25 protein-coding genes are annotated in these 26,496 nt (G+C 71.1%); 4 read left to right on the forward strand and 21 right to left on the reverse strand.

Features of this window, described 5'->3' with window-relative positions:
• The first annotated feature begins 174 nt into the window (after positions 1 to 174).
• Positions 175 to 2,253 carry a S9 family peptidase gene (locus ACYVF3_RS26380; RefSeq protein ID WP_461156941.1) on the forward strand — a complete coding sequence of 693 codons (2,079 nt, stop codon included), beginning with the start codon at positions 175 to 177 and terminating at the stop codon, positions 2,251 to 2,253.
• Between the two features lie 76 nt (positions 2,254 to 2,329).
• On the opposite strand, the gene ACYVF3_RS26385 is transcribed toward ACYVF3_RS26380, so the two are convergent.
• From ACYVF3_RS26385 to cmk, 5 genes are all read right to left on the reverse strand, one after another.
• Positions 2,330 to 3,415, reverse strand: a complete 1,086-nt coding sequence (locus ACYVF3_RS26385; protein WP_461156942.1) for a sensor histidine kinase — start codon at positions 3,413 to 3,415, stop codon at positions 2,330 to 2,332.
• Positions 3,412 to 4,089: a response regulator gene (locus ACYVF3_RS26390; RefSeq protein WP_461156943.1), complete on the reverse strand. Its 678-nt coding sequence runs from the start codon at positions 4,087 to 4,089 to the stop codon at positions 3,412 to 3,414. Before ACYVF3_RS26390 ends, ACYVF3_RS26385 begins: the two co-directional genes overlap by 4 nt.
• A gap of 94 nt (positions 4,090 to 4,183) precedes the next feature.
• On the reverse strand, positions 4,184 to 5,602 hold the full coding sequence (gene der / locus ACYVF3_RS26395) for a ribosome biogenesis GTPase Der (protein ID WP_461156971.1): 1,419 nt from the start codon (positions 5,600 to 5,602) through the stop codon (positions 4,184 to 4,186).
• An 11-nt stretch (positions 5,603 to 5,613) separates the two neighbouring features.
• The gene (locus tag ACYVF3_RS26400; protein ID WP_461156944.1) at positions 5,614 to 6,285 is read right to left on the reverse strand and encodes a lysophospholipid acyltransferase family protein; all 672 of its coding nucleotides are present in this window, start codon (positions 6,283 to 6,285) and stop codon (positions 5,614 to 5,616) included.
• Complete coding sequence (cmk, locus tag ACYVF3_RS26405; protein WP_461156945.1) at positions 6,282 to 6,995, reverse strand: (d)CMP kinase; 714 nt, start codon at positions 6,993 to 6,995, stop codon at positions 6,282 to 6,284. The genes ACYVF3_RS26400 and cmk overlap by 4 nt, the downstream gene beginning before the upstream one ends.
• Positions 6,996 to 7,165: 170 nt before the next feature.
• Between cmk and ACYVF3_RS26410 the strand changes: the two genes are divergently transcribed.
• Entirely contained in the window at positions 7,166 to 7,648 is a 483-nt protein-coding gene (locus ACYVF3_RS26410) for a cation:proton antiporter regulatory subunit (RefSeq protein WP_145738163.1), read from the forward strand.
• Positions 7,649 to 7,731: 83 nt separating this feature from the next.
• Positions 7,732 to 8,913: a cation:proton antiporter gene (locus ACYVF3_RS26415; RefSeq protein ID WP_461156946.1), complete on the forward strand. Its 1,182-nt coding sequence runs from the start codon at positions 7,732 to 7,734 to the stop codon at positions 8,911 to 8,913.
• A gap of 113 nt (positions 8,914 to 9,026) precedes the next feature.
• On the opposite strand, the gene ACYVF3_RS26420 is transcribed toward ACYVF3_RS26415, so the two are convergent.
• From ACYVF3_RS26420 to ACYVF3_RS26495, 16 genes are all read right to left on the reverse strand, one after another.
• Complete coding sequence (locus ACYVF3_RS26420) at positions 9,027 to 9,800, reverse strand: pseudouridine synthase (RefSeq protein WP_461156947.1); 774 nt, start codon at positions 9,798 to 9,800, stop codon at positions 9,027 to 9,029.
• Positions 9,790 to 10,662 (reverse strand): SMC-Scp complex subunit ScpB, encoded by an 873-nt coding sequence (gene scpB, locus ACYVF3_RS26425; RefSeq protein ID WP_461156948.1) that lies wholly within the window; start codon positions 10,660 to 10,662, stop codon positions 9,790 to 9,792. The genes ACYVF3_RS26420 and scpB overlap by 11 nt, the downstream gene beginning before the upstream one ends.
• Positions 10,662 to 11,516, reverse strand: a complete 855-nt coding sequence (locus tag ACYVF3_RS26430; protein WP_461156972.1) for a segregation and condensation protein A — start codon at positions 11,514 to 11,516, stop codon at positions 10,662 to 10,664. The genes scpB and ACYVF3_RS26430 overlap by 1 nt, the downstream gene beginning before the upstream one ends.
• A gap of 47 nt (positions 11,517 to 11,563) precedes the next feature.
• Positions 11,564 to 11,923, reverse strand: coding sequence for a hypothetical protein (locus tag ACYVF3_RS26435; RefSeq protein WP_461156949.1), 360 nt, complete (start codon positions 11,921 to 11,923; stop codon positions 11,564 to 11,566).
• Positions 11,920 to 12,861: a ParA family protein gene (locus ACYVF3_RS26440; RefSeq protein ID WP_461156950.1), complete on the reverse strand. Its 942-nt coding sequence runs from the start codon at positions 12,859 to 12,861 to the stop codon at positions 11,920 to 11,922. Before ACYVF3_RS26440 ends, ACYVF3_RS26435 begins: the two co-directional genes overlap by 4 nt.
• 174 nt (positions 12,862 to 13,035) lie before the next feature.
• Complete coding sequence (xerD, locus tag ACYVF3_RS26445; RefSeq protein ID WP_461156951.1) at positions 13,036 to 13,983, reverse strand: site-specific tyrosine recombinase XerD; 948 nt, start codon at positions 13,981 to 13,983, stop codon at positions 13,036 to 13,038.
• Entirely contained in the window at positions 13,980 to 14,627 is a 648-nt protein-coding gene (locus tag ACYVF3_RS26450) for an NUDIX domain-containing protein (RefSeq protein WP_461156952.1), read from the reverse strand. Before ACYVF3_RS26450 ends, xerD begins: the two co-directional genes overlap by 4 nt.
• A gap of 85 nt (positions 14,628 to 14,712) precedes the next feature.
• Entirely contained in the window at positions 14,713 to 16,428 is a 1,716-nt protein-coding gene (locus ACYVF3_RS26455; RefSeq protein ID WP_461156953.1) for a CTP synthase, read from the reverse strand.
• A 236-nt stretch (positions 16,429 to 16,664) separates the two neighbouring features.
• Entirely contained in the window at positions 16,665 to 17,609 is a 945-nt protein-coding gene (locus ACYVF3_RS26460) for a copper transporter (RefSeq protein ID WP_461156954.1), read from the reverse strand.
• Positions 17,606 to 18,790, reverse strand: a complete 1,185-nt coding sequence (steA, locus tag ACYVF3_RS26465; RefSeq protein WP_461156955.1) for a putative cytokinetic ring protein SteA — start codon at positions 18,788 to 18,790, stop codon at positions 17,606 to 17,608. The genes ACYVF3_RS26460 and steA overlap by 4 nt, the downstream gene beginning before the upstream one ends.
• 297 nt (positions 18,791 to 19,087) lie before the next feature.
• Positions 19,088 to 20,872, reverse strand: a complete 1,785-nt coding sequence (gene recN / locus ACYVF3_RS26470) for a DNA repair protein RecN (protein WP_461156956.1) — start codon at positions 20,870 to 20,872, stop codon at positions 19,088 to 19,090.
• A 134-nt stretch (positions 20,873 to 21,006) separates the two neighbouring features.
• Complete coding sequence (locus tag ACYVF3_RS26475; RefSeq protein ID WP_461156957.1) at positions 21,007 to 21,894, reverse strand: NAD kinase; 888 nt, start codon at positions 21,892 to 21,894, stop codon at positions 21,007 to 21,009.
• Complete coding sequence (locus ACYVF3_RS26480; RefSeq protein ID WP_461156958.1) at positions 21,891 to 22,745, reverse strand: TlyA family RNA methyltransferase; 855 nt, start codon at positions 22,743 to 22,745, stop codon at positions 21,891 to 21,893. Before ACYVF3_RS26480 ends, ACYVF3_RS26475 begins: the two co-directional genes overlap by 4 nt.
• Before the next feature lie 4 nt (positions 22,746 to 22,749).
• On the reverse strand, positions 22,750 to 22,980 hold the full coding sequence (locus tag ACYVF3_RS26485) for a hypothetical protein (protein ID WP_461156959.1): 231 nt from the start codon (positions 22,978 to 22,980) through the stop codon (positions 22,750 to 22,752).
• A gap of 92 nt (positions 22,981 to 23,072) precedes the next feature.
• The gene (locus ACYVF3_RS26490; protein ID WP_461156960.1) at positions 23,073 to 24,071 is read right to left on the reverse strand and encodes an HAD-IIA family hydrolase; all 999 of its coding nucleotides are present in this window, start codon (positions 24,069 to 24,071) and stop codon (positions 23,073 to 23,075) included.
• Entirely contained in the window at positions 24,068 to 24,913 is an 846-nt protein-coding gene (locus ACYVF3_RS26495; RefSeq protein WP_461156961.1) for a hypothetical protein, read from the reverse strand. The genes ACYVF3_RS26490 and ACYVF3_RS26495 overlap by 4 nt, the downstream gene beginning before the upstream one ends.
• On the opposite strand from ACYVF3_RS26495, the gene ACYVF3_RS26500 reads away from it, so the two are divergent.
• A complete protein-coding gene (locus ACYVF3_RS26500) occupies positions 24,878 to 26,152 on the forward strand; it encodes a hypothetical protein (protein WP_461156962.1) in 1,275 nt (424 codons plus the stop codon). The two genes, ACYVF3_RS26495 and ACYVF3_RS26500, sit on opposite strands and share 36 nt — an antisense overlap.
• The last annotated feature ends 344 nt before the right edge of the window (positions 26,153 to 26,496 follow it).

Below are 26,496 nucleotides of genomic sequence, written 5' to 3' on the forward strand. Positions count from 1 at the left end.
CCCGGCGACCCCCACCCGACCCCCTGCCAACACACCGGCGAATCCCCCACCCGGAGACGATTCCTCCACACCTGCGCGGTCCAAAACCGGCCGTCGCCAACGCCCATCGCCACCAGCCGACGTGCGGCGGACCTGGTGCGGCGTGACCGTGCGCGCAATGGCAGGCTGGTTCGCATGTCGTCCGCATCGTTTCCTCGCCGGAGCGCGCGCACCCAGAGCTTCAGCCTCGGTGCACCTCGCAACTTCACCGTCGTCGGCGACGGTGCGCGGGTGCTGTTCCTGCGCTCGACCAGCGGCACCGACCGCACCACCGCGCTGTGGGCGCTGGACGCCTCCAGCGGATCCGAGCGCCTGCTGGTGGATCCGGCGGAGCTGCAGGCCGCCGACCAGGTGACCGCCGAGGAGCAGGCGCGCCGCGAACGCGCGCGCGAGCGGGCGACCGGCATCACCGGCTACAGCACCGACCGCGACGGCGAGCTCGTCGTGTTCACCTTGTCCGGTCGGCTGTTCGCCGTGGAGGTCGCGACCGGTGAGGCGCGCGAGCTGCCGGTCCAGCAGCCGGTCGCCGACCCGCGCCCCTCCCCCGACGGCAGGCACATCGCCTACCTGTCCGGGGGGCAGCTGCGGATCATCGCCGCGGACGGCTCCGGGGACCGGGCCCTGGCCGAGCCGGACGGAGACGACGTCACCTGGGGGGCCGCTGAGTTCATCGCCGCCGAGGAGATGGACCGCCACCGCGGCTACTGGTGGGCCCCGGACGGCGACGCACTGCTGGTCGCGCGCGTCGACGAATCCCCTGTCGGGCACTGGTACCTGGGGGATCCGGCGCACCCCGACCGCGAGCCCGTCGCCACCCGGTACCCGGCCGCCGGCACCGCCAACGCCGAGGTCACGCTCTCCGCGATCGGTCTCGACGGCCAGCGCGTCGCCGTCGAGTGGGACCGGAGCACCTATCCGTACCTCGTGACCGCGCACTGGTCGCGGCACGGCAGCCCGCTGATCGCGGTGCAGACCCGCGACCAGCGGACCCAGCTCGTGCTCGCTGTGGACACCGAGGCGGGCACTACCCGCGAGATCCACCGGGACACCGACCCGCAGTGGATCGACATCAAACCGGGCTGGCCGTCCTGGACGCCGGGTGGTGAGCTCGTGCGCATCGACGCGGCCGAGGGCGCCTACCGCCTGGTCGTCGGCGACCGGCCGTGGACGTCCGCGCCGCTGCAGGTGCGCGGCATCGTCGACATCGGCACCGACGACGTGCTGGTCTCCGGTTCCGAGGAGGACCCGGCCGAGGTCCACCTCTACCGCGTCACCTCCGCCGGGCACGAGCGGCTGACCAGCGGTGCCGGCGTGCACACCGGCACTCGCGGCGGCGACGTGCTGGTCGTGGCCACGAGCGCTCTGGACCGTCCGCGGACCGGGATTGTCGTGCGCCGCGGCGACACGACGATCGCCGAGATCGACAACCACGCCGAAGAACACGGCCTGGACCTCAACATCCGCCTGCTCACCCTCGGCGAGCGCCGCTTGCGCAGCGCCCTGCTGCTGCCGAGCGGGTACACCGAGGCCGACGGCCCGCTACCGGTGCTGCTGGATCCTTACGGCGGTCCGCACGCCCAGCGCGTGCTGGCGCGCCAGCAGGGCTACCTGACCTCGCAGTGGTTCGCCGACCAGGGCTTCGCCGTCCTGGTGATCGATGGTCGCGGGATGGCCGGTCGGGGACCGGACTGGGACCGGGCCATCGCCGGTGATCTCGCCGGTCCGCCGCTGCAGGACCAGGTCGACGCGCTGCACGCCGCCGCTGCCGAGCATCCCGAGCTGGACCTGGACCGGGTAGCGATCCGCGGCTGGTCCTTCGGCGGGTACCTCGCGGGCCTGGCCGCGCTGCGCCGCCCGGACGTCTTCCACGCCGCGATCGTCGGCGCCGGGGTGGTGGACTGGCGGCTCTACGACACCCACTACACCGAGCGCTACCTCGGCGATCCGAACACGTCTCCCGAGGTCTACGAGGCGAACTCGCTGCTGCGCGATGCCGCGAAGCTGGAGCGCCCGATGCTGATCGTGCACGGAACGGTGGACGACAACGTCGTGCTCGCCCACGGGCTGCGCTTGTCGGCGGCCCTGACGGCAGCCGCCCGCCCCCACTCGGTGCTGCCGCTGGCAGGGGTCAGCCACATGCCCACCGATGAGACGACCAGCGAGAACTTGCTGGCCATGCAGATCGACTTCCTGCGCAAGTCCCTGGCCCGCTGACCGTCGGCGGAGTCGCTGGGCGGGCTCGAACGACTCGGACCGCCGCCCGGCCCTGACTTCGGGCTGCGGGGAGTTGCTAGGACTTCTGCGGCAGAACCGCGACCAGCTGGAAACCGCCGTCCTCCGACGGGCCCGCGTCCAGTTCGCCGCCCGCCAGGCGGATCCGCTCGGACAGGCCTTCCAGCCCCGCGCCGCCGGAGAGCTCGGTGATCGGCTCGTGCCCGTCCTCCGGAGCGTCGTTGGTGACGACGATGCGCAGCGCATCGGCCATGGTGCGCAGGTCCACCCGGATCCCGGCACCCGGCGCGTGCTTGGAGGCGTTGGTCAGCGCTTCCTGGACCACGCGGTAGGCGGCCCGCTCGACCGCCCCCGGCGCCTCGTGATGATCGAGGTCGCCGGTCAGCTCCACGTCCACGCCGGAGGCGCGCGCCTGACCCACCAGGTCCGAGATCGTGGTGGTCTCGTCCTTGGCGGACGCCGAGCCGAGCCCGAGGGTCGAGCGCATCTCCTCCAGCGCCTGCTTGGCGAGGCCACGCGTGCGGGCGGCCGTCTCGCGCACAGCGGGGTCGTCGGTGCCGGCGCCGAGGGCGGCGGCCTCGACGGCGATCAAGGTCACGTGGTGGCCGACGGCGTCGTGGATCTCCCGCGCGATGCGGGCGCGTTCGTCGGCCTTGGCCATCTCGGCCTTGGCCCTCGCTGCCACCTCGCTGGCGACGGCCAGCCGCCGGAGGCTCTCGGCCAGCTGCTCGCGCAACGCCACCAACATGCCCAGCGCGGCAGGCGCGGCCGCCGAGAGGATCACGAACGCGATGGTCAGCAGCACCGAACCCACCGCCAACGACTGCGTGATCAGCACCGGGGCGAGGGCGACCACGCAGGTCAGCAGGACCCACCCGGCCAGTTCGAACAGCTTCGGCCGCACCCGGCCGAGCCGGAACATCGCCACCAGGATCGCCGCCCAGCCCAGACCACCGGCCATCGCGGGCATGCACAGCAGCACCGCGATCCGCGGCCAGCGGTGCCGCAGCGGCAGCAGCAGACCCGCGGCGAGCCCGGAGAGGACCTCGTAGCCGAACGGATCGGGCATCGCGATGACCGCGGCGACGGGCAGGCCGACGGCCAGCGCCTCGATCCCCCAGAACCGCCAGTTGATGTCCTTCACCGCGCACCGCCGACGCCGGCGACCCGCTGGGCGATCAGCGCGGCCTGCACCCGGTTCTGCGCGCCGAGCTTGGTCAGGACCGTGGAGACGTAGCTCTTCACGGTCGCCTCGGTCAGCCCCAGGCGCGCGCCGATGTCGGCGTTGGAGCGGCCGTCGGCGAGCAGCTGCAGCACCTGCCGCTCCCGCCCGGAGAGGGCCTTGACCAGGTCGAGCTCGCGGACGTTGTCGCTCGCGGCCCGCAGCCGGGGCAGCAGCCTGGCGGTGATCCGGGGATCCAGCACCGCTCCGCCCGCGGCCAAGTCCTGCACCGCGCGCACCAGCACCTCCGGCTCGGCGTCCTTGAGCAGGAAGCCCTGCGCGCCGGAGTGCAGCGCGCCGGTGACGTAGTCGTCGAGGTCGAAGGTGGTGAGCATGGCGCACACGGGCGCCTCGGGCAGCCGCACGAGCTCCTGCAGAGCGGCGAGTCCGTCCTTGCCGGGCATCTGCACGTCGATCAGCGCGACGTCCGGGCGGTGCTCGCGCGCCTCCGACAGCAGTCCGTGGCCGTCATCGGCCTCGGCGACCACCTCGATGGTGCCGCCGCTTTCCAGCAGGACCTTCAACCCGCGACGCAGCATCGGCTCGTCGTCAGCCAGCACGACGCGGATCGGCCCACCGCCGTCGATTGCCGCCACCTCTCGGTTCACCTCCGCTGTTCCCGAGGGTCGCCAGCAGACTAACGGGAGCAGGAGCCTCCAGCGCACGCACCACCCGCGCCGGGCGTGCGCGTCACCGCTTGCCCTTGCCCTTGGCCTTGCGCTCGCGGACCCGCACGGAGATGCGCACCGGGCTGCCGACGAAGCCGAAGGTCTCGCGGAACTTGCGCTCCAGGAACCGGCGGTACCCGGCTTCCAGGAAGCCCGTGGTGAACAGCACGATCGTCGGCGGCCGGGTCTGCGCCTGGGTGGCGAAGAGGATCTTCGGCTGCCGGCCGCTGCGCGCGGGCGGGGGGTTGGCCGCGACCAGCTCGTTGAGCCAGCCGTTGAGGCGACCGGTGGAGACCCGGGTGTCCCAGGAGTCCAGCGCCGTGCGCAGGACCGGCGCGAGCTTGGCGACCGAGCGGCCGGTCAGCGCGGAGACGTTGACCCGCTCCGCCCAGCGCACCCGCACCAGCTCGCGGTCGATCTCCTTCTCCAGCTGGTGGCGGCGGTCCTCGTCGACCTTGTCCCACTTGTTGTAGGCCAGGACCAGCGCCCTGCCCGCCTCGACCACCATCGTGATGACCCGCAGGTCCTGCTCGCTGATCGGCTCGGAGCCGTCGACGAGCACGATCGCGACCTCGGCGGCCTCGATGGCCGCCTTGGTGCGCAGCGACGCGTAGTACTCGGTGCCGCTGGCGGTCTTGACCCGCTTGCGCAGACCGGCGGTGTCGACGAAGCGCCACACCTGGTCGTCGAGCTCCACCATCGAGTCGACCGGGTCCACGGTGGTGCCCGCGACGTCGTGCACGACGGAGCGGTCCTCACCGGTGAGCTTGTTGAGCAGGCTCGACTTGCCGACGTTGGGCTTGCCGACCAACGCCACCCGGCGCGGGCCGCCGGTCGCCCCGAAGACCTCGCGCGGGGTCTCCGGCAGCGCTTCCAGCACCTTGTCGAGCAGGTCGCCCGAGCCGCGCCCGTGCAGACCGCTCACCGGCATCGGCTCGCCCAGACCCAACGACCACAGCGAGTGCACGTCGGAGACGCTGCGCTCGTCGTCGACCTTGTTGGCCACGACGATCACCGGCCGCTTGGACCGGCGCAGCACGCGGGCCACGGCTTCCTCGGTAGCGGTGGCGCCGACCTTGGCGTCGACGACCAGCACGATTGCGTCGGCGGTGTGCATGGCCATCTCGGCCTGCGACGCCACCGAGCTCTGCAGGCCCTTGGCGTCGGGTTCCCAGCCCCCGGTGTCGACCACCGTGAAGCGGCGGCCGTTCCACAGCGCGTCGTAGGCGACGCGGTCCCGGGTCACGCCCGGGGTGTCCTGCACGACGGCCTCACGACGCCCAAGGAGGCGGTTGACCAGGGTGGACTTGCCCACGTTGGGCCGGCCGACCACGGCCAGGACCGGCTGCGGCTTCGGCGGCGCCTCGTCACCCTGCGCGGCAGCCTCGTCGAACTCCGCCCACTCGGACTCGTCGGACCACGTGCCGTCCAGGCCCTCCAGCGACTCGTCGGTCACGCTCGTTTACCTCTCACATCGTCATTGGTCCGGTCGGCGACCAGCCGATCCAACTCGGCGATCAGCTCGACCAGTTCGGTGCGCACGGATTCGGTCGCCGCCGTCAGCCCGGCGCGGCCCTTGCCGCCCGCCGGGGAAATCGGCTCCCCGAACAACACGTCGATCCTGGGTAACAGCCTACGGCCCGCGCCTTCGGGACGTTTGGTGCCCCGGCACGCCACCGGCAGGATCTGCGCCCCCGAGGCGCGCGCGAGCCACGCCGCCCCGTGCTGGGCGTTCTCCACCTGACCGGAACCGCGCGTGCCCTCGGGGAACACGCCGACCAGCCCGCCGCCCTTGAGCACGCGCACCGCGGTCAGCAGCGGGGTGCGATCGGGTTCACCCCGGCGAACACCGATCTGCCCGATGCGGGTCAGGAACCAGCCCAGCGCACCGCTGAACATCTCCTGCTTGATCAGGAACACCGACGGTCGCCCGAGCATTCCCATCAGCAGAGGTCCGTCCAGCAGGGAGCTGTGGTTGGCCACCAGCACGACCGGCCCGCTGGCGGGGATCCGCTCCGCGCCGTGCACCTTCACCCGGAACGGCAGCCGCAACGGCCCGCGCGAGATCCCCCTGGCGAGCCGCGCGAGCCACGTCCAGGCACCGTCGGGCAACTGCTCGGTCATGCGGCACCGACCAGCAGCCCGCGCGATTCCACGAGCTTGGTGAGCTGTTCCAGCACGCCTGCGATGTCCAGGTCGGTGGTGTCGAGCTCCACGGCGTCGTCCGCCTGGCGCAGCGGCGCCACCTTGCGCCCGGAGTCCAGCGAGTCGCGTCGCTGCACGTCGGCGTGGGTGCTGCTGAGATCGCTCTGACGGCCGTCCGATGCGTCCTGCGCGGTCCTGCGCTGAGCCCGCGCGTCGGCGGACGCCGTCAGGTACACCTTCAGGCCCGCGTCGGGCACCACGACCGTGCCGATGTCGCGGCCTTCGACGACCATCCCGCCCGGTTCGGCGATCGCGCGGCCGATCAGCTCGCGCTGCATCGCCACCAGCAGCTCGCGGACCTCGGGCACCGCGGACACGGCCGAGACCGCCCCGGTGACCTCCGGACCGCGGATCTCCGGCTCGGCGTCGGCACCGTCGAGCCGCACGGCGGGCGCGAGCGGATCGGTGCCCATGCCCAGGTCGGCTGCGCGGGCGATCCGGTTCACCTCAGCGGAGTCGGCCGGGTCGACCCCGGCGCGCAGCACCGCGAGCGTCACGGCCCGGTACATCGCACCGGTGTCGAGGTAAGTCGCGCCGAGCACCGCGGCCAACCTCTTCGACACCGTGGACTTGCCGGTACCCGACGGACCGTCGAGAGCCACTACCCCACGAAGCCTGGCCTGCGCCACGTCGCCGTTCCTCCCCGCATCACGAAGCCGTCCCGGCCGAGTGCCGGAACCAGCCAACCATTCTGCCTGGCCCGCACCCGTGAATCCCAATCGCGTCCGCTTGATGATCGGAACCGGACCGAAACCGGCCGGATCAAGGAATAGATGAGAAGACCTTTAGAGTTGCAAGAGTGGACGTAACTGTGACTCCGCTGCCGGGGCTCGGCACGCGCCAGGACTTCACCACTGGATCTGGACACCGCGTCGGGGTGATCACCTATCGGGACGGGCGGTTCGAGCTGATCGTCTCCGACCACGAGGACCCGGACAAGGTCGCTGCCTCCGTGGAGCTGACCAGCACCGAGACCAGCACCCTGGCCGGCCTGCTGGGGGCTCCGCAGTTGGTGTCGAAGCTCGCCGAGCAGCAGCGGGAGGTCGCCGGGGTGACCACCTGGCAGCTGCCGGTGCCCGCCGGTTCGCCCTACGCGGGACGTGAGCTCGGTGATACCGAGATGCGCACCCGGACCTCGGTGTCGATCGTCGCCGTGGTGCGGGACAACGTCGTCCACCCGTCGCCGCGACCGGACTTCGTGTTCGCCGCCGGTGACCTGGTGGTCGTGGTCGGCACCGCCGACGGGCTGCGAGCGGCGGGAGAGATCCTCACCCAGGGCTGAGCCGCGCAGCGCCCGGTTCGCGGAGCTCAACGCCTGCCGGCCGTCACAACTCCATACGCAGGGAACACGCGAGAGGAAACACGGTGCACGACACGGCGATCTCCCTTATCGAGCTGGGAGCGGTGTTCTTCGGTCTCGGCATTCTGGGGAGGCTCGCGTGGAAGATCGGCATATCACCGATCCCGCTGTACCTGCTCGGTGGAATCGCGTTCGGCACCGGCGGTCTGATCCCGCTGCACGGCATTCAGCCCTTCACCCACATCGCCTCCGAGATCGGCGTCGTGCTCCTGCTGCTCTTACTCGGGCTGGAGTACTCCGCGGGTGAACTGGTCACCGGCCTGCGCCGGTCATGGGTCGCCGGGCTGATCGACATCGCGCTCAACGCCGCCCCCGGCGCGATCGTCGCGCTGATGCTGGGCTGGGGCCCGATCGGCGCGCTGGCGATGGCCGGCGTCACCTACATCTCGTCCTCCGGCATCGTGGCCAAGGTCCTCGGCGATCTGGGCAGGCTCGGTAACCGCGAGACACCCGTGATCCTGTCGATCCTGGTCTTCGAAGACCTCGCGATGGCCGTGTACCTGCCGATCCTCACCGCGCTGCTGGCCGGGGTGAGCTTCCTCGGCGGCCTGACCGCCGTGGGCATCTCGCTGCTGGTGATCACCGTGGTGCTGCTGATCGCACTCCGCTTCGGCAAGTACGTCTCGGCGATCGTCGACAGCCCCGACCCCGAGGTCTTCCTGCTGCGCCTGCTCGGCGCGGCGCTCCTGGTCGCCGGACTCGCCTCGGAGCTGCAGGTCTCGGCGGCGGTCGGCTCCTTCCTGCTCGGCATCGCGATCTCCGGCTCCACCGCGCAGAACGCGACCCGGATGCTGGAGCCGCTGCGCGACCTGTTCGCCGCGGTGTTCTTCGTGGTCTTCGGCCTCAACACCGATCCCTCGCTGATCCCGCCGGTGCTGCCGGTCGCGCTCGGACTGGCGGTCCTGACCTGCGTCACGAAGGTCCTCACCGGCTGGATCGCGGCCCGCATGCAAGGCGTGGCCCGGATGGGCCGGCTGCGCGCGGGCGCGGCGCTGGTGGCGCGTGGCGAGTTCTCGATCGTCATCGCCGGTCTGGCCGTGGCCTCCGGCTCGGTCGACGGCGGGCTCGCGGCCCTGGCCACCGCCTACGTGCTGCTGATGGCCATCATCGGCCCGGTCGCCGCCCGCGTCGTGGAGCCGCTGGCTCGCGCGATCCTCCACCGCAAGCGCAAGCCCCAGACCGTGTGATCTCCCAGTTTTAGTCCCAACTGAGCCGACATTTCGGGCACAAAAGGCTCCCAGTTATGACTAAAACCGGGACGGGCCGCGGCGAGGTCACCTGCCGCGGCCACCACGAGACGTCACATGCCCACGATCTTGTAGAGGGAACCGACCTCCTGGCGGTTCAGGGGCCGGATGGCGCCCGGGCGCTCGGAGGTGAGCTGCACGTCGCCGATGCGGGTGCGCACCAGCCGCTGCACCGGGTGGCCGACGTGCTTGAGCAGACGGCGCACGATGCGGTTGCGGCCCTCGTGCAGAACGATCTCCACCAGCGCGCGGTTCTGGTTCTGGTCGACCAGCTTGAACCGGTCGACCTTCACCGGGCCGTCGTCGAGCTCCACACCCGCGCGCAGCCGCTGCCCGAGGTCCTTCGGGATGGGCCCGAGCACCTCGGCCATGTAGGTCTTGCGCACCTTGTAGGACGGGTGCATCAGCCGGTTGGCGAGCTCTCCGTCGTTGGTGATCAGCAGCAGGCCCTCGGTGTCGACGTCCAGCCGGCCCACGTGGAACAGCTTGCCCTGGCGCTCGCGCAGGTAGTCGCCGATGCACGGGCGGCCCTTGTCGTCGGACATGGTGGACAGGATCCCGGCGGGCTTGTTCAGCAGCAGGTGGGTCGTGTTGGCGTTGGTCACCACGCGGCTGCCGTCGACGTGGATCACGGAGGTGTCGGGGTCGACGCGACGCCCCAGCTCCATCACGACGTCGCCGTCGACCTCGACGCGGCCCTCGACGATCATCTCCTCAGCGGCCCGCCGAGACGCGACACCGGCCTGCGACAGCACCTTCTGCAGGCGGATCCCCTCCTCGTTGGGGTCCTTAGCGGCGCTGGAGGGGGAACGGCGTTCAGACGTCATCGATCGAATCCACTTCGGGCAACAGGGGTGCGAGCGGCGGCAGATCCTTGAGCGACGACAGCCCCAGCCGTTCCAGGAACAGCTCGGTCGTGCAGTACAGGATGCCGCCCGTCTCCGGGTCGGTGCCGGCCTCGCCAATCAGGCCGCGCCCCACAAGGGTACGGATGACGCCGTCGACGTTCACACCCCGTACCGCTGCGACCCGCGAGCGCGTCACCGGCTGCCGGTAGGCGATCACCGCGAGGGTCTCCAGCGCAGCGCGGGTGAGCTTGGTGCGCTGCCCGTCCAGCAGGTAGCGCTCGACGTAGGGCGCGTACTTCTCGCGCGAGTAGAACCGCCAGCCGTCGCCCACGTACCGCAGGTCGATGCCGCGCTCGTTCTCGGCGTAGTGCTCGGAGAGCCGTCGCAGCGCGGAGCGGATCCGCCCGACGGGCTGCTCCAGCGTCTCGGCGATCAGCTCATCACCCGCGGGCACGTCCACGACCAGCAGCAGCGCCTCCAGGGCCGCGTCCAGCTCGGTGTCGGAGGTGAGGTCCGGAGCGCCCTGCGTTTCCACCGCCTCGTCGCCGGCGGGCACGTCGGAGGCCTGCGCCTCGTCTGCCGACGGCGCTTCACCGGCGTCAGGCGACTCATCGAGCGGCGCCTCCCCCGAATCACGCGCCTCATCGGGAACCGAGGCAACACCGGGATCAGGGACCTCGTCGACGACCAGCGGTTCAGCGGGCTGCGCGGCGCTCTCGGCGGTGATCTCCTCGCCGCTGTCGGCACCCACCGGCTCCGCGGGCACCGAGCTCGCAGCGGGGACCTCCTCCGACGACGCGGCAGAGGTCCCGTCGAGCGCAGGTTCCGATTCGGCTGCCATCAGCCGTACTCCTCTTCTTCCTGGTTGGCGCGCTGCTCATCGGCCTCGGCCTGCGCCTGGGCGAGGGTGCCTCCGACCCAGGTCACCTGCAGCTCGCCCAACGGGCTCTCCTGCTCGAACTGCAAGACCTTCTCCCGGTACAGCTCCAGCAGCGCCAGGAACCTGGCCACGACCTCGACGGTGTTCCCGCAGTCCGACACCAGGTCGGTGAAGGTCAAGGTGCCCTTCTCGGCCAGCCGCACCCGCATCAGGGCGGCGTGCTCGCGCACCGAGACGCCGTGCTGGTGGATGTGATCCAGCGACACCGTCGGCGGCGGCTTGGGCCGGAAGACCGAGGCGGCGATCTCGGCGAACCGCTGCGGGTCGACGCCGATCACGACCTCCGGCAGCAGGTTCTCGTAGCGCTCCTCCACCGACACCGAACGCGGGTAGCGGCGCAGCGCACCTGCTTCCAGCTCGCCGAACAACGCGGCGACCTGCTTGTAGGCGCGGTACTGCAGCAGCCGCGCGAACAGCAGGTCGCGGGCCTCCAGCAGCGCGAGGTCGGACTCGTCCTCGACCTCGGCGGCGGGCAGCAGCCGGGCCGCCTTGAGGTCCAGCAGCGTCGCGGCGACCACCAGGAACTCGGTGGTCTCGTCCAGATCCCACTGCTCGCCCATCGCACGCGTGTAGGCGATGAACTCGTCGGTGACCTTGTGCAGCGCCACCTCGGTGACGTCCAGCTCGTGCGCGGAGATCAGCTGGAGCAGCAGGTCGAAGGGTCCCTCGAAGTTCTCCAGCCGGACGGTGAACTTCCCGTCACCGGCCTGCTCTTCGGTCTCCGCTAACGAGGAATCCGGTGGTGCTGCGTCGATCCCGGCATCGGACGGTGCGAGTTCGGCATCGGCTCGTGGGGCATCGGTCACTCGCCGGACTCCCGCAGGCTCCGGACCAGCACCGAGTCCGAACCGTGCTCTGCGAAGTCGGTCAGCAGCACCGCGATCGCCTCGCGCACGACGCGCCCGCGGTCCACGGCGATGCCGTGATCCGCCCGCAGCGCGAGCCGAGCCTGCTCCAAACCCAGCAACTCCTCGTCGGACACGTACACGGTGATCTTCGAATCGTGCTTGCGCCGACCCGTACCCGCTGACCGGGCACGCCCCTTCTCCTCGGCCGGGGCGGCCGGTTCCGGGTCCTCCCTCGGGGCCGAGGCCTGATCCGTCCGAGAAACAGTAGTACGGAACAGTTCGGCGGCTCCGGGCAGGGCGACCCGACGAGTCATCGAGCGATCACCTCGCGGGCCAGCGCGCGGTACGCCTGGGCCCCGGCGGACCGAGGGGCCCACCTGGTGATGGGCTCACCCGCGACCGTGGTCTCCGGGAAGCGAACGGTCCGGTTGATCACCGAGTCGTACACGACGTCCCCGAAGGCCTCCACCACGCGCTGCATGACCTCGCGGGAGTGCAGCGTGCGGGGGTCGAACATCGTCGCCAGGATGCCGCTGATCTCCAGCTTCGGGTTCAGCCGCTCGCGCACCTTCTCGATGGTGTCGATCAGCAGCGCCACCCCGCGCAGGCTGAAGAACTCGCACTCCAGCGGGATGATGACGCCGTCGGCGGCGGCCAGGGCGTTGACCGTGAGCAGGCCCAGCGACGGCTGGCAGTCGACCAGGATGTAGTCGTACTCCTCGATCGACTGGCGCAGCACCCGGTGCAGCGTCTGCTCGCGGCCCACCTCGGTGACCAGCTGGACCTCGGCGGCCGAGAGGTCGATGTTGCTGGGCAGCAGGTCCATGCCCTCGACAGTGGTGCGCCGGGCCACGTCCTCGACGCTGACGCCGCGCTCCATGATGACGTTGTAGATGGTCTGATCGAGCTGGTGCGGCTGAACGCCGAGACCGACCGAGAGCGCGCCCTGCGGGTCGAAGTCCACCAGCAGCACCCGGCGCCCGTGCTCTGCGAGCGCGGCACCGAGGTTGATCGTCGACGTGGTCTTGCCGACGCCGCCCTTCTGGTTGCACATGGCCAGCACCGACGCGGGCCCGTGTTCGTCCAGCAGCGGCGGTTCGGGGATGTGCCGTAGCGGCCGACCGGTCGGGCCGAGTCCGCGGGCGTCCTGGTTCTGATCGGCGTTCGCCTCAGTGCCCGTGGTCTCGGGTGCGATGCTCAGGTCGACCGCGCCCCGAGGCCGCCGGGCGGCGGAAGGATGCGGCATCGACATGGCGAACTGACTCCTTCGGTACCGGTGGCGATCGATCGCAGCCTAAGTCGCTCAAACGACCTGCGGCAACGTGCCTCGCCGTGGTGTCGGCAATTGGATCGGCGGATGTTCGTGATTTTGCCGTGATGAAGATCTACCGCTTCCGATGATCACGCGCATGCGCAAACGGTGATCTCACCCCGAAAGGTGTGCTCGCGGATGCGCCGTGGCGTAGACCTCCCGAAGCGTGTTGACCGTGACCAGCGTGTACACCTGCGTCGTCGCCACCGAGGCGTGCCCCAGGAGTTCCTGCACGACGCGCACGTCCGCACCGCCTTCCACCAGGTGCGTGGCGAAGGAGTGGCGGAGCACGTGAGGCGAAACGGTTTCAGCGATTCCGGCTCGTTGCGCGGCGGTTTTCAACGCGTTCCACGCGCTTTGCCGGGAAAGCCCGGTGCCGCGCGAATTCAGGAATACCGCCGAACTGCCCCTCCCCCGCGCCACCAGCACGGGCCGGGCCCGCACCAGGTAGGCCTCCAGCATCGCCAGCGCCGGACGCCCGATCGGCACGATCCGCTGCCTGCCGCCCTTGCCGTCCAGCAGAACGGTGCGGTCGGTGCGGTCGACGTCGTCGATGCTCAGACCCACGGCTTCGGAGATGCGGGCTCCGGTCGAGTACAGCAGTTCCAGCAGCGCCCTGTCCCGCAATCCGCGCGGATCGTCACCGCCCGCGTGCTCCAGCAGCCGTCCCACGTCGGTCACCGAGAGCGCCTTGGGCAACCGCTTCGGCGGGCTCGGCGGGGTCACCTCGCGCGCGACGTCGACGGCGATCCTGCCTTCGGCGTGGGCGAACTTGTGCAACCCGCGCGCGGCCACCAGCGCCCTGGCGGCCGAGGACGACGCCAGCGGCGGACGGCCTTCAACGCCTTCGCGCAGCTGCGCCAGGAACTCCGCGAGGTGCTCGGTGCGCACCTCACCCAGGGCGGACACGCCTCGCTCGACCAGGAATTCGGCGTACCTGCGCAGGTCGCGGGCGTAGGAGTCCAGCGTGCTGCGCGCGGTTCCGCGCTCGACGGCCAGGTGGTCGAGGTATTCGCCGACGGCAGCGCGCAGTTCGGCCGGCAGCGACTCGAAACCCTTCACCGCGCGGCGAACCGCAGCGGCCGGTCGCGCCAATCCGCCTCGGCCGAGCGCGGTTCGGCGTCACCGTCGCGGACCGCCTTGGCCGCCAGCAGACCTGCCACCGCCGGACCGTTCACGACCTCCCCGGCCAAGGCCATCCGCACCGCCTCGTCCAGCGGGAAACGCTCGATGACCAGGTCCGCTTCCTCGTCGCCCGCGGCGTCGGGCAGCGCGACCTCCGACAGCCCGGTCGCCAGGAACACCCGGACGACCTCGTCGGTGAAGCCCGGCGAGGTCGCGATGTCCACGAGCACGGACCAGTTCTCGGCGGCCAGCCCCGCTTCCTCCGCGAGCTCCCGCTGCGCGGTCAGCACCGGCTGCTCGCCGGAGACGTCCATCAAGCCGGCGGGCAGCTCCCACAGCCTGCGCCCGAGCGGGTAGCGGTACTGGTGGACCAGCACGACCCGGTCCTGCTCGTCGATCGCGGCGATCGCCACGGCGCCGTAGTGCTCGACGACCTCTCTGCGGGCGTGACCTCCACCGGGCATGCCCACGTCGTCGGCCCGCAGCGCCAGGATCCGCCCGACGTAGACGTCCTCGCTGGCCAGAGTGGTGAACTCGTGCTCTCCGTTGGTGCGCGCGACACCGCTACCCGTGGTCTCCACGAGGACCACCCTAGAGCCGATCGCGGCCCGATGAGTCGGCCCGCACCACCGTCACCGGTCGTGCGGGCCGCTCACCTGGGATGACTTACCTCGCAGCGGGTTCGGACTCCGACTCGGAGGCGGTCCGCTCCAGCTCGACCGGCAGGCGCTCGGCCGCGCGGTAGTCGATCGCCGCCTTCGCGAACGCCGCGAACAGCGGGTGCGGGCGGGTCGGGCGGCTCTTGAGCTCCGGGTGCGCCTGGGTGCCCACGAAGAACGGGTGGATCTCGCGGTCCAGCTCGACGAACTCGACCAGGCGGTCGTCGGGCGAGGTGCCGGAGAAGACCACGCCGGCCTTGCTCAGCCGGTCCCGGTAGGCGTTGTTGACCTCGTAGCGGTGCCGGTGCCGCTCGTGCACGTCGGTCGTTCCGTAGGCCTCGGCGACGATCGAGCCGTCGGCGAGCTTCGCCGGGTAGGAACCCAGCCGCATCGTGCCGCCCATGTCCCGGTCGCCCGAGATCACGTCGTGCTGGTCGGCCATCGTGCTGATCACCGGGTGCTGGCAGGGCTCCTCGAACTCGGTGGAGTTCGCGCGCTCCAGACCGCCCAGCGACCGGGCCGTCTCGATCACCATGCACTGCAGGCCCAGGCACAACCCGAGGATCGGGATGTTGTGGGTGCGGGCGTAGCGGATCGCCCCGAGCTTGCCCTCGATGCCTCGCACGCCGAATCCGCCCGGGATCAGCACGCCGTCCACTCCGGCCAGCGCCTGCGCCGCGCCCGAGTCGGTCTCGCAGGTGTCCGAACCGACCCAGGAGATCTCCACCTTGGCGTGGTGGGCGAACCCACCGGCGCGCAGGGCTTCGGTCACCGACAGGTACGCGTCGGGCAGGTCGACGTACTTGCCGACCAGCGCGATGCGCACCCGCTCGGACGGGTTGTGCACCCGGTCCAGCAGATCGCCCCACACCGACCAGTCGACGTCGCGGAAGGGCAGCCCGAGCCTGCGCACCATGTAGGCGTCCAGGCCTTCGCTGTGCAGCACCTTCGGGATGTCGTAGATCGACGGAGCGTCCGGGCAGGCCACCACGCCGTCGGTGTCGACGTCGCACATCAGCGCGATCTTGCGCTTGAGGTCGGAGGGCAGCTCGCGGTCGGCGCGGCAGACCAGCGCGTCGGGCTGGATGCCGATGTTGCGCAGCGCGGCCACCGAGTGCTGGGTCGGCTTGGTCTTGAGCTCGCCCGAGGGCGCCAGGTACGGCACCAGCGAGACGTGCAGGAAGAAGCAGTTGTCCCGCCCGACGTCGTGGCGGACCTGGCGGCAGGCCTCCAGGAACGGCAGCGACTCGATGTCGCCGACGGTGCCACCGACCTCGGTGATCACCACGTCGGGCGTCACGCCGTTCTCGTCGGGCTCGGCCATGGCCCGGATGCGGGCCTTGATCTGGTCGGTGATGTGCGGGATGACCTGCACGGTGTCGCCGAGGTACTCGCCTCGGCGCTCCTTGGCGATGACCGCGGAGTACACCTGGCCGGTGGTGACGTTGGCGTTGCGGGTCAGATCGCGGTCCAGGAACCGCTCGTAGTGACCGATGTCCAGGTCGGTCTCAGCACCGTCCTCGGTGACGAACACCTCACCGTGCTGGAAGGGGTTCATCGTCCCCGGATCGACGTTCAGGTAGGGGTCGAGCTTCTGCATGGTCACCCGCAGGCCGCGGGAGGTGAGCAGTTCGCCCAGGCTGGACGCCGTGAGCCCCTTACCCAACGAGGAGGCAACGCCCCCCGTGACGAAAACGTGCTTGATAGTGCGTGCTTGCGGCACCAAGAAAGCTCCCCGTGGTCAAGCCGTCGCCTGGCTGGAATTTCTGCGCTGGCAGGACGGCTGGATCCGTCGCTCCCACGGAATTCCAGCCTAACGCACGACCACCGCGGCCCGCACCGAGACCCGCCCTATCCGGAAACGGCGAACCGGCCGGGTCAACCGCCATCCGGCGGTCTACCGGCCGGTCGACCGCGACGTCTCGGTGAACCCCGCACGACCTGCGACGAACCCGCGGGTCACGAAGCGGCGCGGGTTCCCGGCACCGGTCCCTGCGCGCTGCTGGCCACACCGTAGTGCCCGGCCTGCCGGTCCGCCTGCTCGCGGGCGGCCATGACGACCGCCACACGTCCGGCGCCGGTGTCGGCGTTGTCCACCGTGGACAGGTTCGACGACATCGCCGGATCGGCCCTCGCCACGCCGACGGCCCCGCGGCCGTCGGCGGAGCCGCTGGTGCCCGCCAGGACGGCGCCCTGCCCGGAGCGGTCGATCTGGGTGGCCAGCCGCGCGAGCGCGGTCGCCCGGTCCGCCGCGTTGTCACCTTCCAGTCGACCGCCGGTGAGCACCACCGCGAGCTGCGCGGGGCGCAAGCCCTCCGACGCGGTCGCGAACCCTCCGCCGGACAGGCCGGACAGCGCCGCCGCGCGCGCGTCATCGGATGCCTGCGGCTGACCGGTCTGCGGGTTGACCAGCGTCAACGGACCGAGCAGGCCACCGGCCAGGGTGCCGGGGTCGGCGGCGGTGGGCAGCTGGACCCCGGCCGGCAGCAGCTGCGTGACCACGCCGCGCAGCTGATCGGTGCGGTCAGGATCGGTGAGCGCCTCGCCGAGGCGGACGTCGCCGGAGATGTCGGCACCGGAGTCGCGCAGCAGCTTGGTCATCGCCTGGCGCTGGCCGTCGTCGGCGTCGGTGGCGCTGATCAGCACCACGCTGCGGCCGGAGAGCTGTCCCTGCACGGCCATCGGCGCGACGGTCGTGTCGAACCGGTCGGCGGCGTCGGCCTGCGCCTTGAGCTGCGCGCGCTCCGCGCCGAGCTGGTCGACCTGAGCCCGCAGCTCCTCCTTCTCCCCGCTCACAGCGTTGAACAGGCCTTGGCTGACCGAGCTGGTGCCCAGCACCACGCCCACTGCCAGCGCGAGGAAGACCGCGGCGATCGAGATGATGTGGTAGCGCACCGTGATCACGAGAACAGCCCCTTGAAGTAGGCCGACACGACACCCGCGGTGTCGGCCGTCTGATCGAATGCTGCGGACCCGAGCCCGGACACCAGCAAGGCCACGGCGACCACCAGCAGCACCGCCAGCACCAGCAGCACCACGGCGGACATCGGCGTCCGGCTGCGCTGCAGGTTGGCCACGGCCGGGCCGTCGATGACCTTGCTGCCCAACCGCAAGCGGGTCAGGAACGTCGACGGGTTGGAGCCGGAGCGGCCGCGGTCGAGGAACTCGCTGAGCGTCGCCTGGAACCCGACGGTCACGACGAGGCTCGCCTTGTGCGCGTCGGCCAGCAGCAGCGCCAGGTCCTCGGGGTTGCCGGAGGCCGGGAACGTCATCGCGCCCACGCCCAGGTCCTGGATGCGCTCCAGCCCGGGAGCGTGCCCGTCGAGATGCGCGGGGATGACCAGCTCGGCACCGCTGCGCAGCGTCTCGGTGCTGATGGTGTCGGGTGCTCCGACGATGACGTTCGGCTTGTACCCGGCCCGCTGCAGGGCGTCGGCGCCGCCCTCGACGCCGATCAGCACCGGCTTGTACTCGCGGATGTAGCGCTTGAGGCTGCGCAGGTCGTCGGCGTGGCCGTAGCCGGGCGCGACGACGAGCACCTGCCTGCCCTCCATCGAGCCGGCCAGCTCGGGCACCCCGATGCCGTCGAGGATCAGCGTGCGCTCGGTGCGCAGGAACTCGATGGTGTTGGCGGAGAACGCCTCCAGCTGAGTGGCCATCCCGGCCTTGGCCTCGATGAGCTGGTCGGCGATCGAGTTGGTGTCCTGCTCGACGCCCCGGCCGATCTCGCGGTCCCCGGCGAAGACCCCGCCCTCGAACAGGCGGATCTTCGAGCCGTCCTTGACCTGGTTGAGGATGTCGACGCCGACGCCGTCGACGAGCGCGACCCCGGCGGCCAGCAGCACTTCCGGCCCGAGGTTCGGGTAGCGCCCGGAGATCGACGGCGCTGCGTTGACCACGCCGATCACCCCGGCGGCCACGAGCGCTTCGGCGCTGCGCCGGTCCAGGTCGGCGTGGTCGATGACCGCGATGTCACCGGTGCGGACCCGGCGCGGCAGATCACCGGAGCGGCGTTCCACCCTGGCGACCCCGGCGAGCCCGGGCAGGTCCTCCTGCTGTCGAGTCAGCAGTCCGCTGATTTTCATGCGCCGATGGTGACAAACCAATCACCGTTCGTGCCTGCGCCACGCCGAGCGCATTACGTCATATGCCGCACAGCGCGGTAGGCCAACAGGCCCAACAGCCGCTCACCGTCAGGCAAGCAGCGAAGGTGCTTTCGCACCACCCCGAGCGAGCAACCGGCACCGCCGCGCGTTCTCAGACGCCTTCTGGGGAGGACAGCCGTAGCGCCGCGCAATCCCTCGCTCAAGTCTCGGATCCCGGAGCCAGAAAGCGTCTGAGGTTCCGCCGCCCGCACCGCCACGCAGCACGACCACAAGCCACTAAGACTTCCTCTTGGAGCCCTTGCCCTTCCGGCCGAACTTCTCCTGGGTGAGCTTGTAGGTGTTCGCGGTCTCCAGCAGCTCCTCGGCGTGCGCGCGCCCGGTCTCGGTCGATTCCATGCCGGCCAGCATCCGCGCCAGCTCCACCACGCGCCGTTCGTCGGCGACGAGGCGGACGTCGCTCTTGGTGAGGCCTCCGTCGGCCTGTCCCTTGTCGACCACCATGTGCCGGTCGGCGAACGCCGCGACCTGCGGGAGGTGGGTGACCACGATGACCTGGTGGGTGCGGGCGAGCCGGGCCAGCCGTCGCCCGATCTCCACGGCCGCGCGACCGCCGACTCCGGCGTCGACCTCGTCGAAGACCAGGGTGGGCACGGTGTCGGCGCCGGCGAGGACGACTTCCAGCGCCAGCATCACGCGGGAGAGCTCACCACCCGACGCGCCCTTGTGGATGGGCAGCGCCGGCGCGCCGGAGTGCGCGATCAGCTGGAGCTCGACCTCGTCGACTCCGTCCGGACCCGCGTGCAGGGTGCGGTCGTCGACCGGCAGCCCGTTGGGGTCACCGTCGTCGGCGTCCTTGACGTGCACCAGGACCTGGAGCTTGGCCTGCGCCATCGCCAACCCCGACAGCTCCTGCGAGACCGCTTCGGCCAGTCCCGCGGCTGCTTCGCCGCGGGCTGCGCTGAGGGCTTTCGCGTGCTCGGCGAGTTCCACGGCGAGTTCGTCGCGCCGGGCGGCCAGCGCGGCCAGCGCCTCCTCCGAGGTGTCCATCCCGGACAGTCGGGTGCGGGCGTCCTCGGCCCAGGCCAGCACGCCGTCGACGTCGGCCGCGTACTTCTTGGTGAGCTGCTTGAGCTCCGCTTGCCGGGCCAGCACCTGCTCCAGGCGGGCCGGGTCGGCGTCGAGCTTGTCCAGGTAGGCGCCCAGTTCGCCGCCCACGTCGGAGAGCACGGCGACGGCTTCGGCCACGCGCGGTTCCAGCTCGCGCAGCGCCGGGTCCTCCGATGACGACAACCGCCGGGAGGCCTCGCCGATCAGCCCGATGGCTCCCGGGGCCTCCGGGTCGCCGTCGGGGGAACCGGACAGCGCGTGCTGGGCTCCGGCGGCGATCTCGCGCAGCTGATCCACGTCGGCGAGCCGCCGAGCCTCGTCGACCAGCGAAACGTCCTCGCCCGCCTCGGGGTTGACCGCTTCGATCTCGGCGAGTCCGTGGCGCAGCAGGTCCGCTTCGCGGGACAGCTCGCGCGAGCGCTCGGTGCGTTCGACGAGTTCGCGCACGGCCTCGGCCCATTCGGCGCGGACCCGCTGGTAATCGGCGAGAACGTGCAGGACCGGCTCGCCGGCGAACCGGTCGAGGACGGCCCGCTGCTCGCCGGGTCGCAGCAGCCGCAGCTGGTCGTTCTGCCCGTGCACCGCCAGCACCTGCTCGGACAGCTCCGCGAGCACGCCGTTGGGCACCGAACGTCCGCCCAGGTGCGCCCGCGAACGGCCGTCGGAGGTGACCGTGCGCAGCGCGATCAGACTTCCGTCGTCGTCGGGTTCGGCACCCGCGTCGCCGGCGACCTTCGCCGCCGGTGAGTCCGGGGTGGTCGCGAAACGGCCTTCGACGACAGCTCGCTGCGCACCCGCCCGGACCCGCGAGGCGTCGGCCCGGCCACCGCTGAGCAGATGGAGTCCGGTGACCACCATCGTCTTGCCCGCGCCCGTCTCACCCGTGACCACGGTCAGGCCGGCGTGCAGTGCGAGCGTGGCGTCGTCGATGACGCCCAGTCCCTGGATACGCATCTCCGCCAACACACTCAGCACCCTATCGGCACCGAAGGCTCAGGAGCGCCCCACTGCGGTGATCGCCACCGAAATCGTTAGACATTGTGTTCGATCAGCCCGGACCGACGGCGGGAGCGGCGCAGGCCGGACCACTACTCGGCGGGACCGCGCCAGCCCTGGACCGGCAGCTCGAACTTGCGCACCAGCCGATCGGTGAAGGACGTGTCCTGCAGGCGCACCAAGCGGATCGGCGTCGACCCGCCGACGACCTCGACGCGCGCGCCGGGCGGCAGGTCGAACTGCCGCTGACCGTCGCAGCACAGCACGGCGTGGTGTCCGTGCTGGTCGATCTCCATCGCCACCAGCGATTCCCGCGACACGACCAGCGGTCCCGCGAACAGCGCGTGCGCGTTGCTGGGAACGACCAGCAGCGCGTGCACGTCGGGCCACACCACGGGTCCACCGGCGGAGAACGCGTAGGCCGTGGAGCCGGTCGGGGTCGAGCACAGCACGCCGTCGCAACCGAACGCCGAGACGGGATGCCCGTCGACCTCGACGACGACGTCCAGGATCCGCTCGCGGCTGCTCTTCTCCACGCTCGCTTCGTTGAGCGCCCAGGTGGCGGCGACCTGCTCGCCGTTGAGCGTCGCGGTGACTTCGAGGGTCATCCGCTCCTCGACGTGGTAGCGGGATTCCACGACCGCGGCGATCGCCTCGTCCAGCGCGTCGGAATCGGCACCGGCCAGGAACCCGACCCGGCCGAGGTTGACCCCGAACAGCGGCACACCGGCCGGTCTGGCGAGTTCCGCGGCCCGCAGCAGCGTGCCGTCACCGCCGAGCACCAGCACCAGCTCTGTGCCCGCCGCGGGGTTCTCGTCCGGTCTCGCGACCTCGCAGGCGGATTCGCGCAGATCATCGGCTTCGCCGGCGAGCGCCCGGACCGAAATTCCCGCGTCGAGCAGACGGCCTGCGACCTTCTCGGCCGTGCGCAGGTTCTGCTCCCTGCCGGTGTGCACCACCAGCAGCACCCGTCGGGTCAACTGCCACTCCCTTGCCGGGGTGAATTCTTGGATGAGGTCTGCGGTCCTCCTTCGACCGCGTCCGCCACCAAGCGGCTCGCGCGCTCGCGGTCGGTCTCCACGCCCGGCCTGAGCCAGACGAAGAACTCGACGTTGCCGGACGGGCCTGGTAGCGGACTTGCCACCACGTCGCGCAGTCCCAGCCCGAGCTCGGCGGCGAAGTCGACCACTTCCAGCACCGCTTCGGCGCGCAGCTGCGGGTCCCGGACCACGCCACCCGAGCCTAGCCGTTGTTTGCCCACCTCGAACTGCGGCTTGATCATCGGTACCAGATCGGCGGTAGCGGTGGCGCACGCGGCCAGCGCGGGCAGCACGAGCTTGAGCGAGATGAACGACAGGTCGGCGACCACCAGGTCCACCTGGCCGCCGATGTCCTCCGGCGTCAGCGCGCGCACGTTGGTGCGGTCGTGGATGCGAACGCGCTCGTCGGTCTGCAGCTTCCACACCAGCTGTCCGTAGCCGACGTCGACTGCCACGACCTCGCTCGCCTCCCGGCGCAGCAGCACGTCGGTGAACCCTCCGGTGGACGCGCCCGCGTCCAGGCACCGCTTGCCCGCCACCGCCAGCCCGCCGGGCTCGAAGGCCTCCAGGGCACCGACGAGCTTGTGGGCGCCTCGCGACGCCCATCCCGGATCATCGACGTCCTCGGTGACCAGCACTGGCGCGTCGATCTCCACCGCCGTGGCGGCTTTGCGCGCGGTCATCCCGCGCACCGTCACCCGGCCGGCGGCGACCAGTTCTCCAGCGTGTTCCCGGGACCGGGCCAGCCCGCGCCGAACCAGTTCGGCGTCCAGGCGCGCCTTGCGAGGCACTTCGTCAACTCCGAGGGGTGTTCTGGGACTGCAGGTGATCGGCCTTCGACAGGGCCTCGGTCAACGCGCCGTGCACGTTCTCGAAGCGCTGGACGTGCTCGGAAACCGGCTGATCGCGCACCTCGTCGAGCTCGGTCATCGCCTCGGAGATCGCATCGATCGCCGACTGACCGTCGTCGGCCTGGCGCGCCAGCATCGCCGGGTTCGGCGCTTGCGGCTGGCCCGGAGAGGTCATGGGCGGGTACTCCCCTCGTTCGCGGTGCGGCGCCGACCGGTGCGCGGCACCGAGTTCACGCTAGCCGAACGGTCCGCTGCGTTCCCGTCAGGTCAGTCGATGTCCAGCTCGCGCAGCGCTCGCCGCGCCGCGTCGTCGGTGCCTTCCACCGGCACCGGACCGGCCCCGGCCGACCACCAGGCCGCGCACAGCGCGCGCAGCGCACCGAGCTCATCGCCCTCGCCTCGCGCGGACAGGGCGAGCGACTCGCCGACCGACACCGACCAGGCCGGTTGCTCGGCGATGGCGACCTCGGACTTCGGCGCGTGCACGCCGCGCAGATCGGCGGAAACGCTGGTCGGCCGCTCGCCGGGACGGGCTTCCAGCAGGTGGCGCGGGGTGTTGACGCCGGTGAGCACCATCAGCGACGGCATGTCCGCCTTGACCGCGCCGGCGATGTCGGTGTCCAGCCGGTCCCCGACCATCAGCGGTCTGCTGGCCCCGGAGGACGCCACCGCCCGGTCGAGCAGCGGACGCTCCGGCTTGCCCGCGACCAGCGGTTCCTGGTCGGTCGCCGCGCGCAGCAGCTCGACCAGAGCTCCGTTGCCCGGCATCAGCCCGCGTTCGGTCGGCAACGTGCGGTCGGCGTTGCACGCCACCCACAGCGCGCCTCCGCGGATCGCCAAGCACGCCTCGGCGAAGTCGCGGTAGGCCAGCTCGGTGGACAGACCCTGCACGACGGCCACGGGCTCATCGGCGAACTCGCCGACCGGAACCAGGCCCAGTCCATCCACTTCGGACTCCAGAGCGGCGGAGCCGACGACCAGCACCCGGGCCCCGACGGGAAGCTTCTCGGCGAGCACCGCAGCACCCGCCTGGGCGCTCGTGCTGACCTCGCTCCGCTCGGCTTCCAGCCCGAGCCCGACCAGGTGATCGACGACCGCCTGATCGGGCTTGGAGGCGTTGTTGGTGACGTAGCGGACCGGCACGCCGCGGCTGTGCACCTGCTGGATCGCCTCCAGCGCACCGGGAACCAGCTCGCCACCCCGGTACACCGTGCCGTCCAGGTCGAACAGCACCACGTCATGGTCGTCGAGCAGCGTGCCGCTCACTGGGTCCGCGAGCCCCCTTCGGTCGCCGCGTCCGCGACCTCGCCATCGGCCTTCACGTCGTCCGACTCGGCGGCGTCGTCCGCGACGGCATCGTCAGCGTCGTCGTCCGCGTCGTCGCCGTCCGCGTCCGAGTCGTCATCCGCGTCAGCGTCGTCGCCGTCGTCATCCGCCTCGTCGAGTTCGTCCTCGTCGATCTCGGCTGCGGCTTCGGCCTCGTTGACCAGTTCCTCGATGACGTCCGGGCCACCGAGCTGAACCGCGAGCTCCTCCAGCCGCTCGGGAGCGTCGGTCTCCTCCTCGTCGTCGGCGTGCGCGGCGTGGACGAACCAGGTGAAGGCGTCCCGCTCGCGGCCGGCGGCCAGCAGGTTGTCGGCGTAGGCGTAGAACAGCCGGGCGCTCCAGGGCTCCTGGCGCTTCGGGTCCAGCTCCGGGATCTGCAGGCTGACCACGGACGCGTCGATCTCGTCGAGGTCCCGACGCGCACCAGCCGCGACGATCCGCAGCTCGATCTCGTCCTCCTTGTCGAGCTGCAGGGCCTCCTCGCTGCGCACCAACTCGATCGCCCGCTCCGGACGGCCGAGCGCGCGCTCGCAGTCGGCCATGATCGCCAGGTGCCCGGGTCCGCCGCCCATCCGACGCGCGGCGCGCAGCTCGGACAGCGCCTCGTTCCACTCGCCGGTCAGGTAAGCCGTGAGCCCGTTGGCCTCACGCACCGACGGGATCCGCGAGGCCTTCTGACGCGCGAAACGAGCGTGCGCCAGCGCGCGCTCCGGTTCGTCGTCGATCAGCTGACCGGCAGCGACCAGGTGCTGCGCGACCTTGTCGGCCGCGCCCTTGGGCAAGGACAGGAGTTCACGACGGACCTCGGGGTCCAGCTCAGACGGCTCGACGCCCTCCTCGGGAAGCTCCGGCTCGACGGCCTTCGGCGCGTCGTCCTCGCTCTTGCGCTCGGGCTTGCGGTCACCGTCGCGCTTGAAGCCGCCGTCCTTCTTGAAGCCGCCGTCCCGCTTGGCACCGTCGCGGCCGCCGCGGTCGTCCCTGCGCCGGTCGTCGCGGCGGAAGCCACCACGGTCCCCGCCCCGGTCATCGCGGTTGCGGTTGTTGCGGTCGTCCCTGCCGCGGTCGTCGCGACGGGGGCGGTCGTCGCGGTTGTAGCCGCCGCGGTTGTCGCGGTCGTCGCGACGCGGACGGTCGTCACGCTTCGGGCCGCGGTCATCGCGACGCGGCCGATCGTCGCGGTTGAACCCGCCGCGGTCATCGCGCCGGTCCCCGCGGTAACCCCCGCGGTTGTCGCGACCGCGATCGTCCCGCTTGAAACCACCGCCACGGTCATCCCGGTTGCGGTCGTCGCGGTTGCGGTCGTCCCGGCGGAAGTTCCCGCCCCGGTCGCCCCGATTGCGATCATCGCGCCGGTCGTCCCGGCGGAACCCGCCGCGGTCGTCACGGTTGCCCCGGTAACCACCGCGGTCATCGCGACCGCGATCGTCCCGCTTGAAACCACCGCCACGGTCATCCCGGTTGCGGTCGTCGCGGAAGCCACCCCGGTCGTCGCGCCCACGATCATCTCGACGCGGGCGGTCGTCCCGGCGGAAGCCACCGCGGTCGTCACGGTTGCCCCGGTAACCACCGCGGTCATCGCGACCGCGATCGTCCCGCTTGAAACCACCGCCACGGTCATCGCGATTGCGGTCGTTGCGGAAGCCATGCCGGTCGTCGCGCGTACCGCGATTGTCCCGATCTCCCCGGTAACCACCGCGGTCGTCGCGCGGGCCCCGGTTGTCGCGGTCACCGCGGAAGCCGCCGCGATCGTTGCGGGGGCCACCCCGGTCCCCGCCCCGATCATCGCGATTGCGGTCGTTGCGGAAGCCCCCGCGGTCACCACCGCGGTTGTCGCGGTCGTTGAAGCGGCGCTGGCCGCCCTCGTTGTCTCGGCGCGGGCCCCCGTGGGAACTGCGGCCCTGGGAGTTGCCGCCCGGCTTGCGGTCGTAGCTGCCACGACCACCCTGGCCGCCGCGGCCGGCACCGGCCCCGCGGCGAGGGCCGCCGCGCTTGTCGTCGGAACCGGACACCGAACCTCCTGAGGAAGAAAAGCCAAAAGATCTTACCAAGGTCATGGCCTCGGCCAGCGCACCCGCACCGCGCGGAGTCTTGATCGACCACCTGCGCTCGTGCTGTCGTCCAAGCCCTCGAGCGGGGCTGAACAGCCACGACCGGGGCGCCTCCCACAAATCCTACAGCTCACCAGCCCGAGCCAACGCCCCGGGACCACCCAAGCCGGCCACCGCGACCCTCGAAAACCGCGGAGTTCACACCACGAAAACCGCAGCACGCATCAACGCGAAACGGGGAAAGTCGTGATGCCCGGGTGGGTGGGGAGGTTTTCATGAAAACTTTCCCACCCCCCATCCAGAACAACCCAAGAAAG

The sequence above is a fragment of the Saccharopolyspora tripterygii genome, from assembly GCF_054778355.1.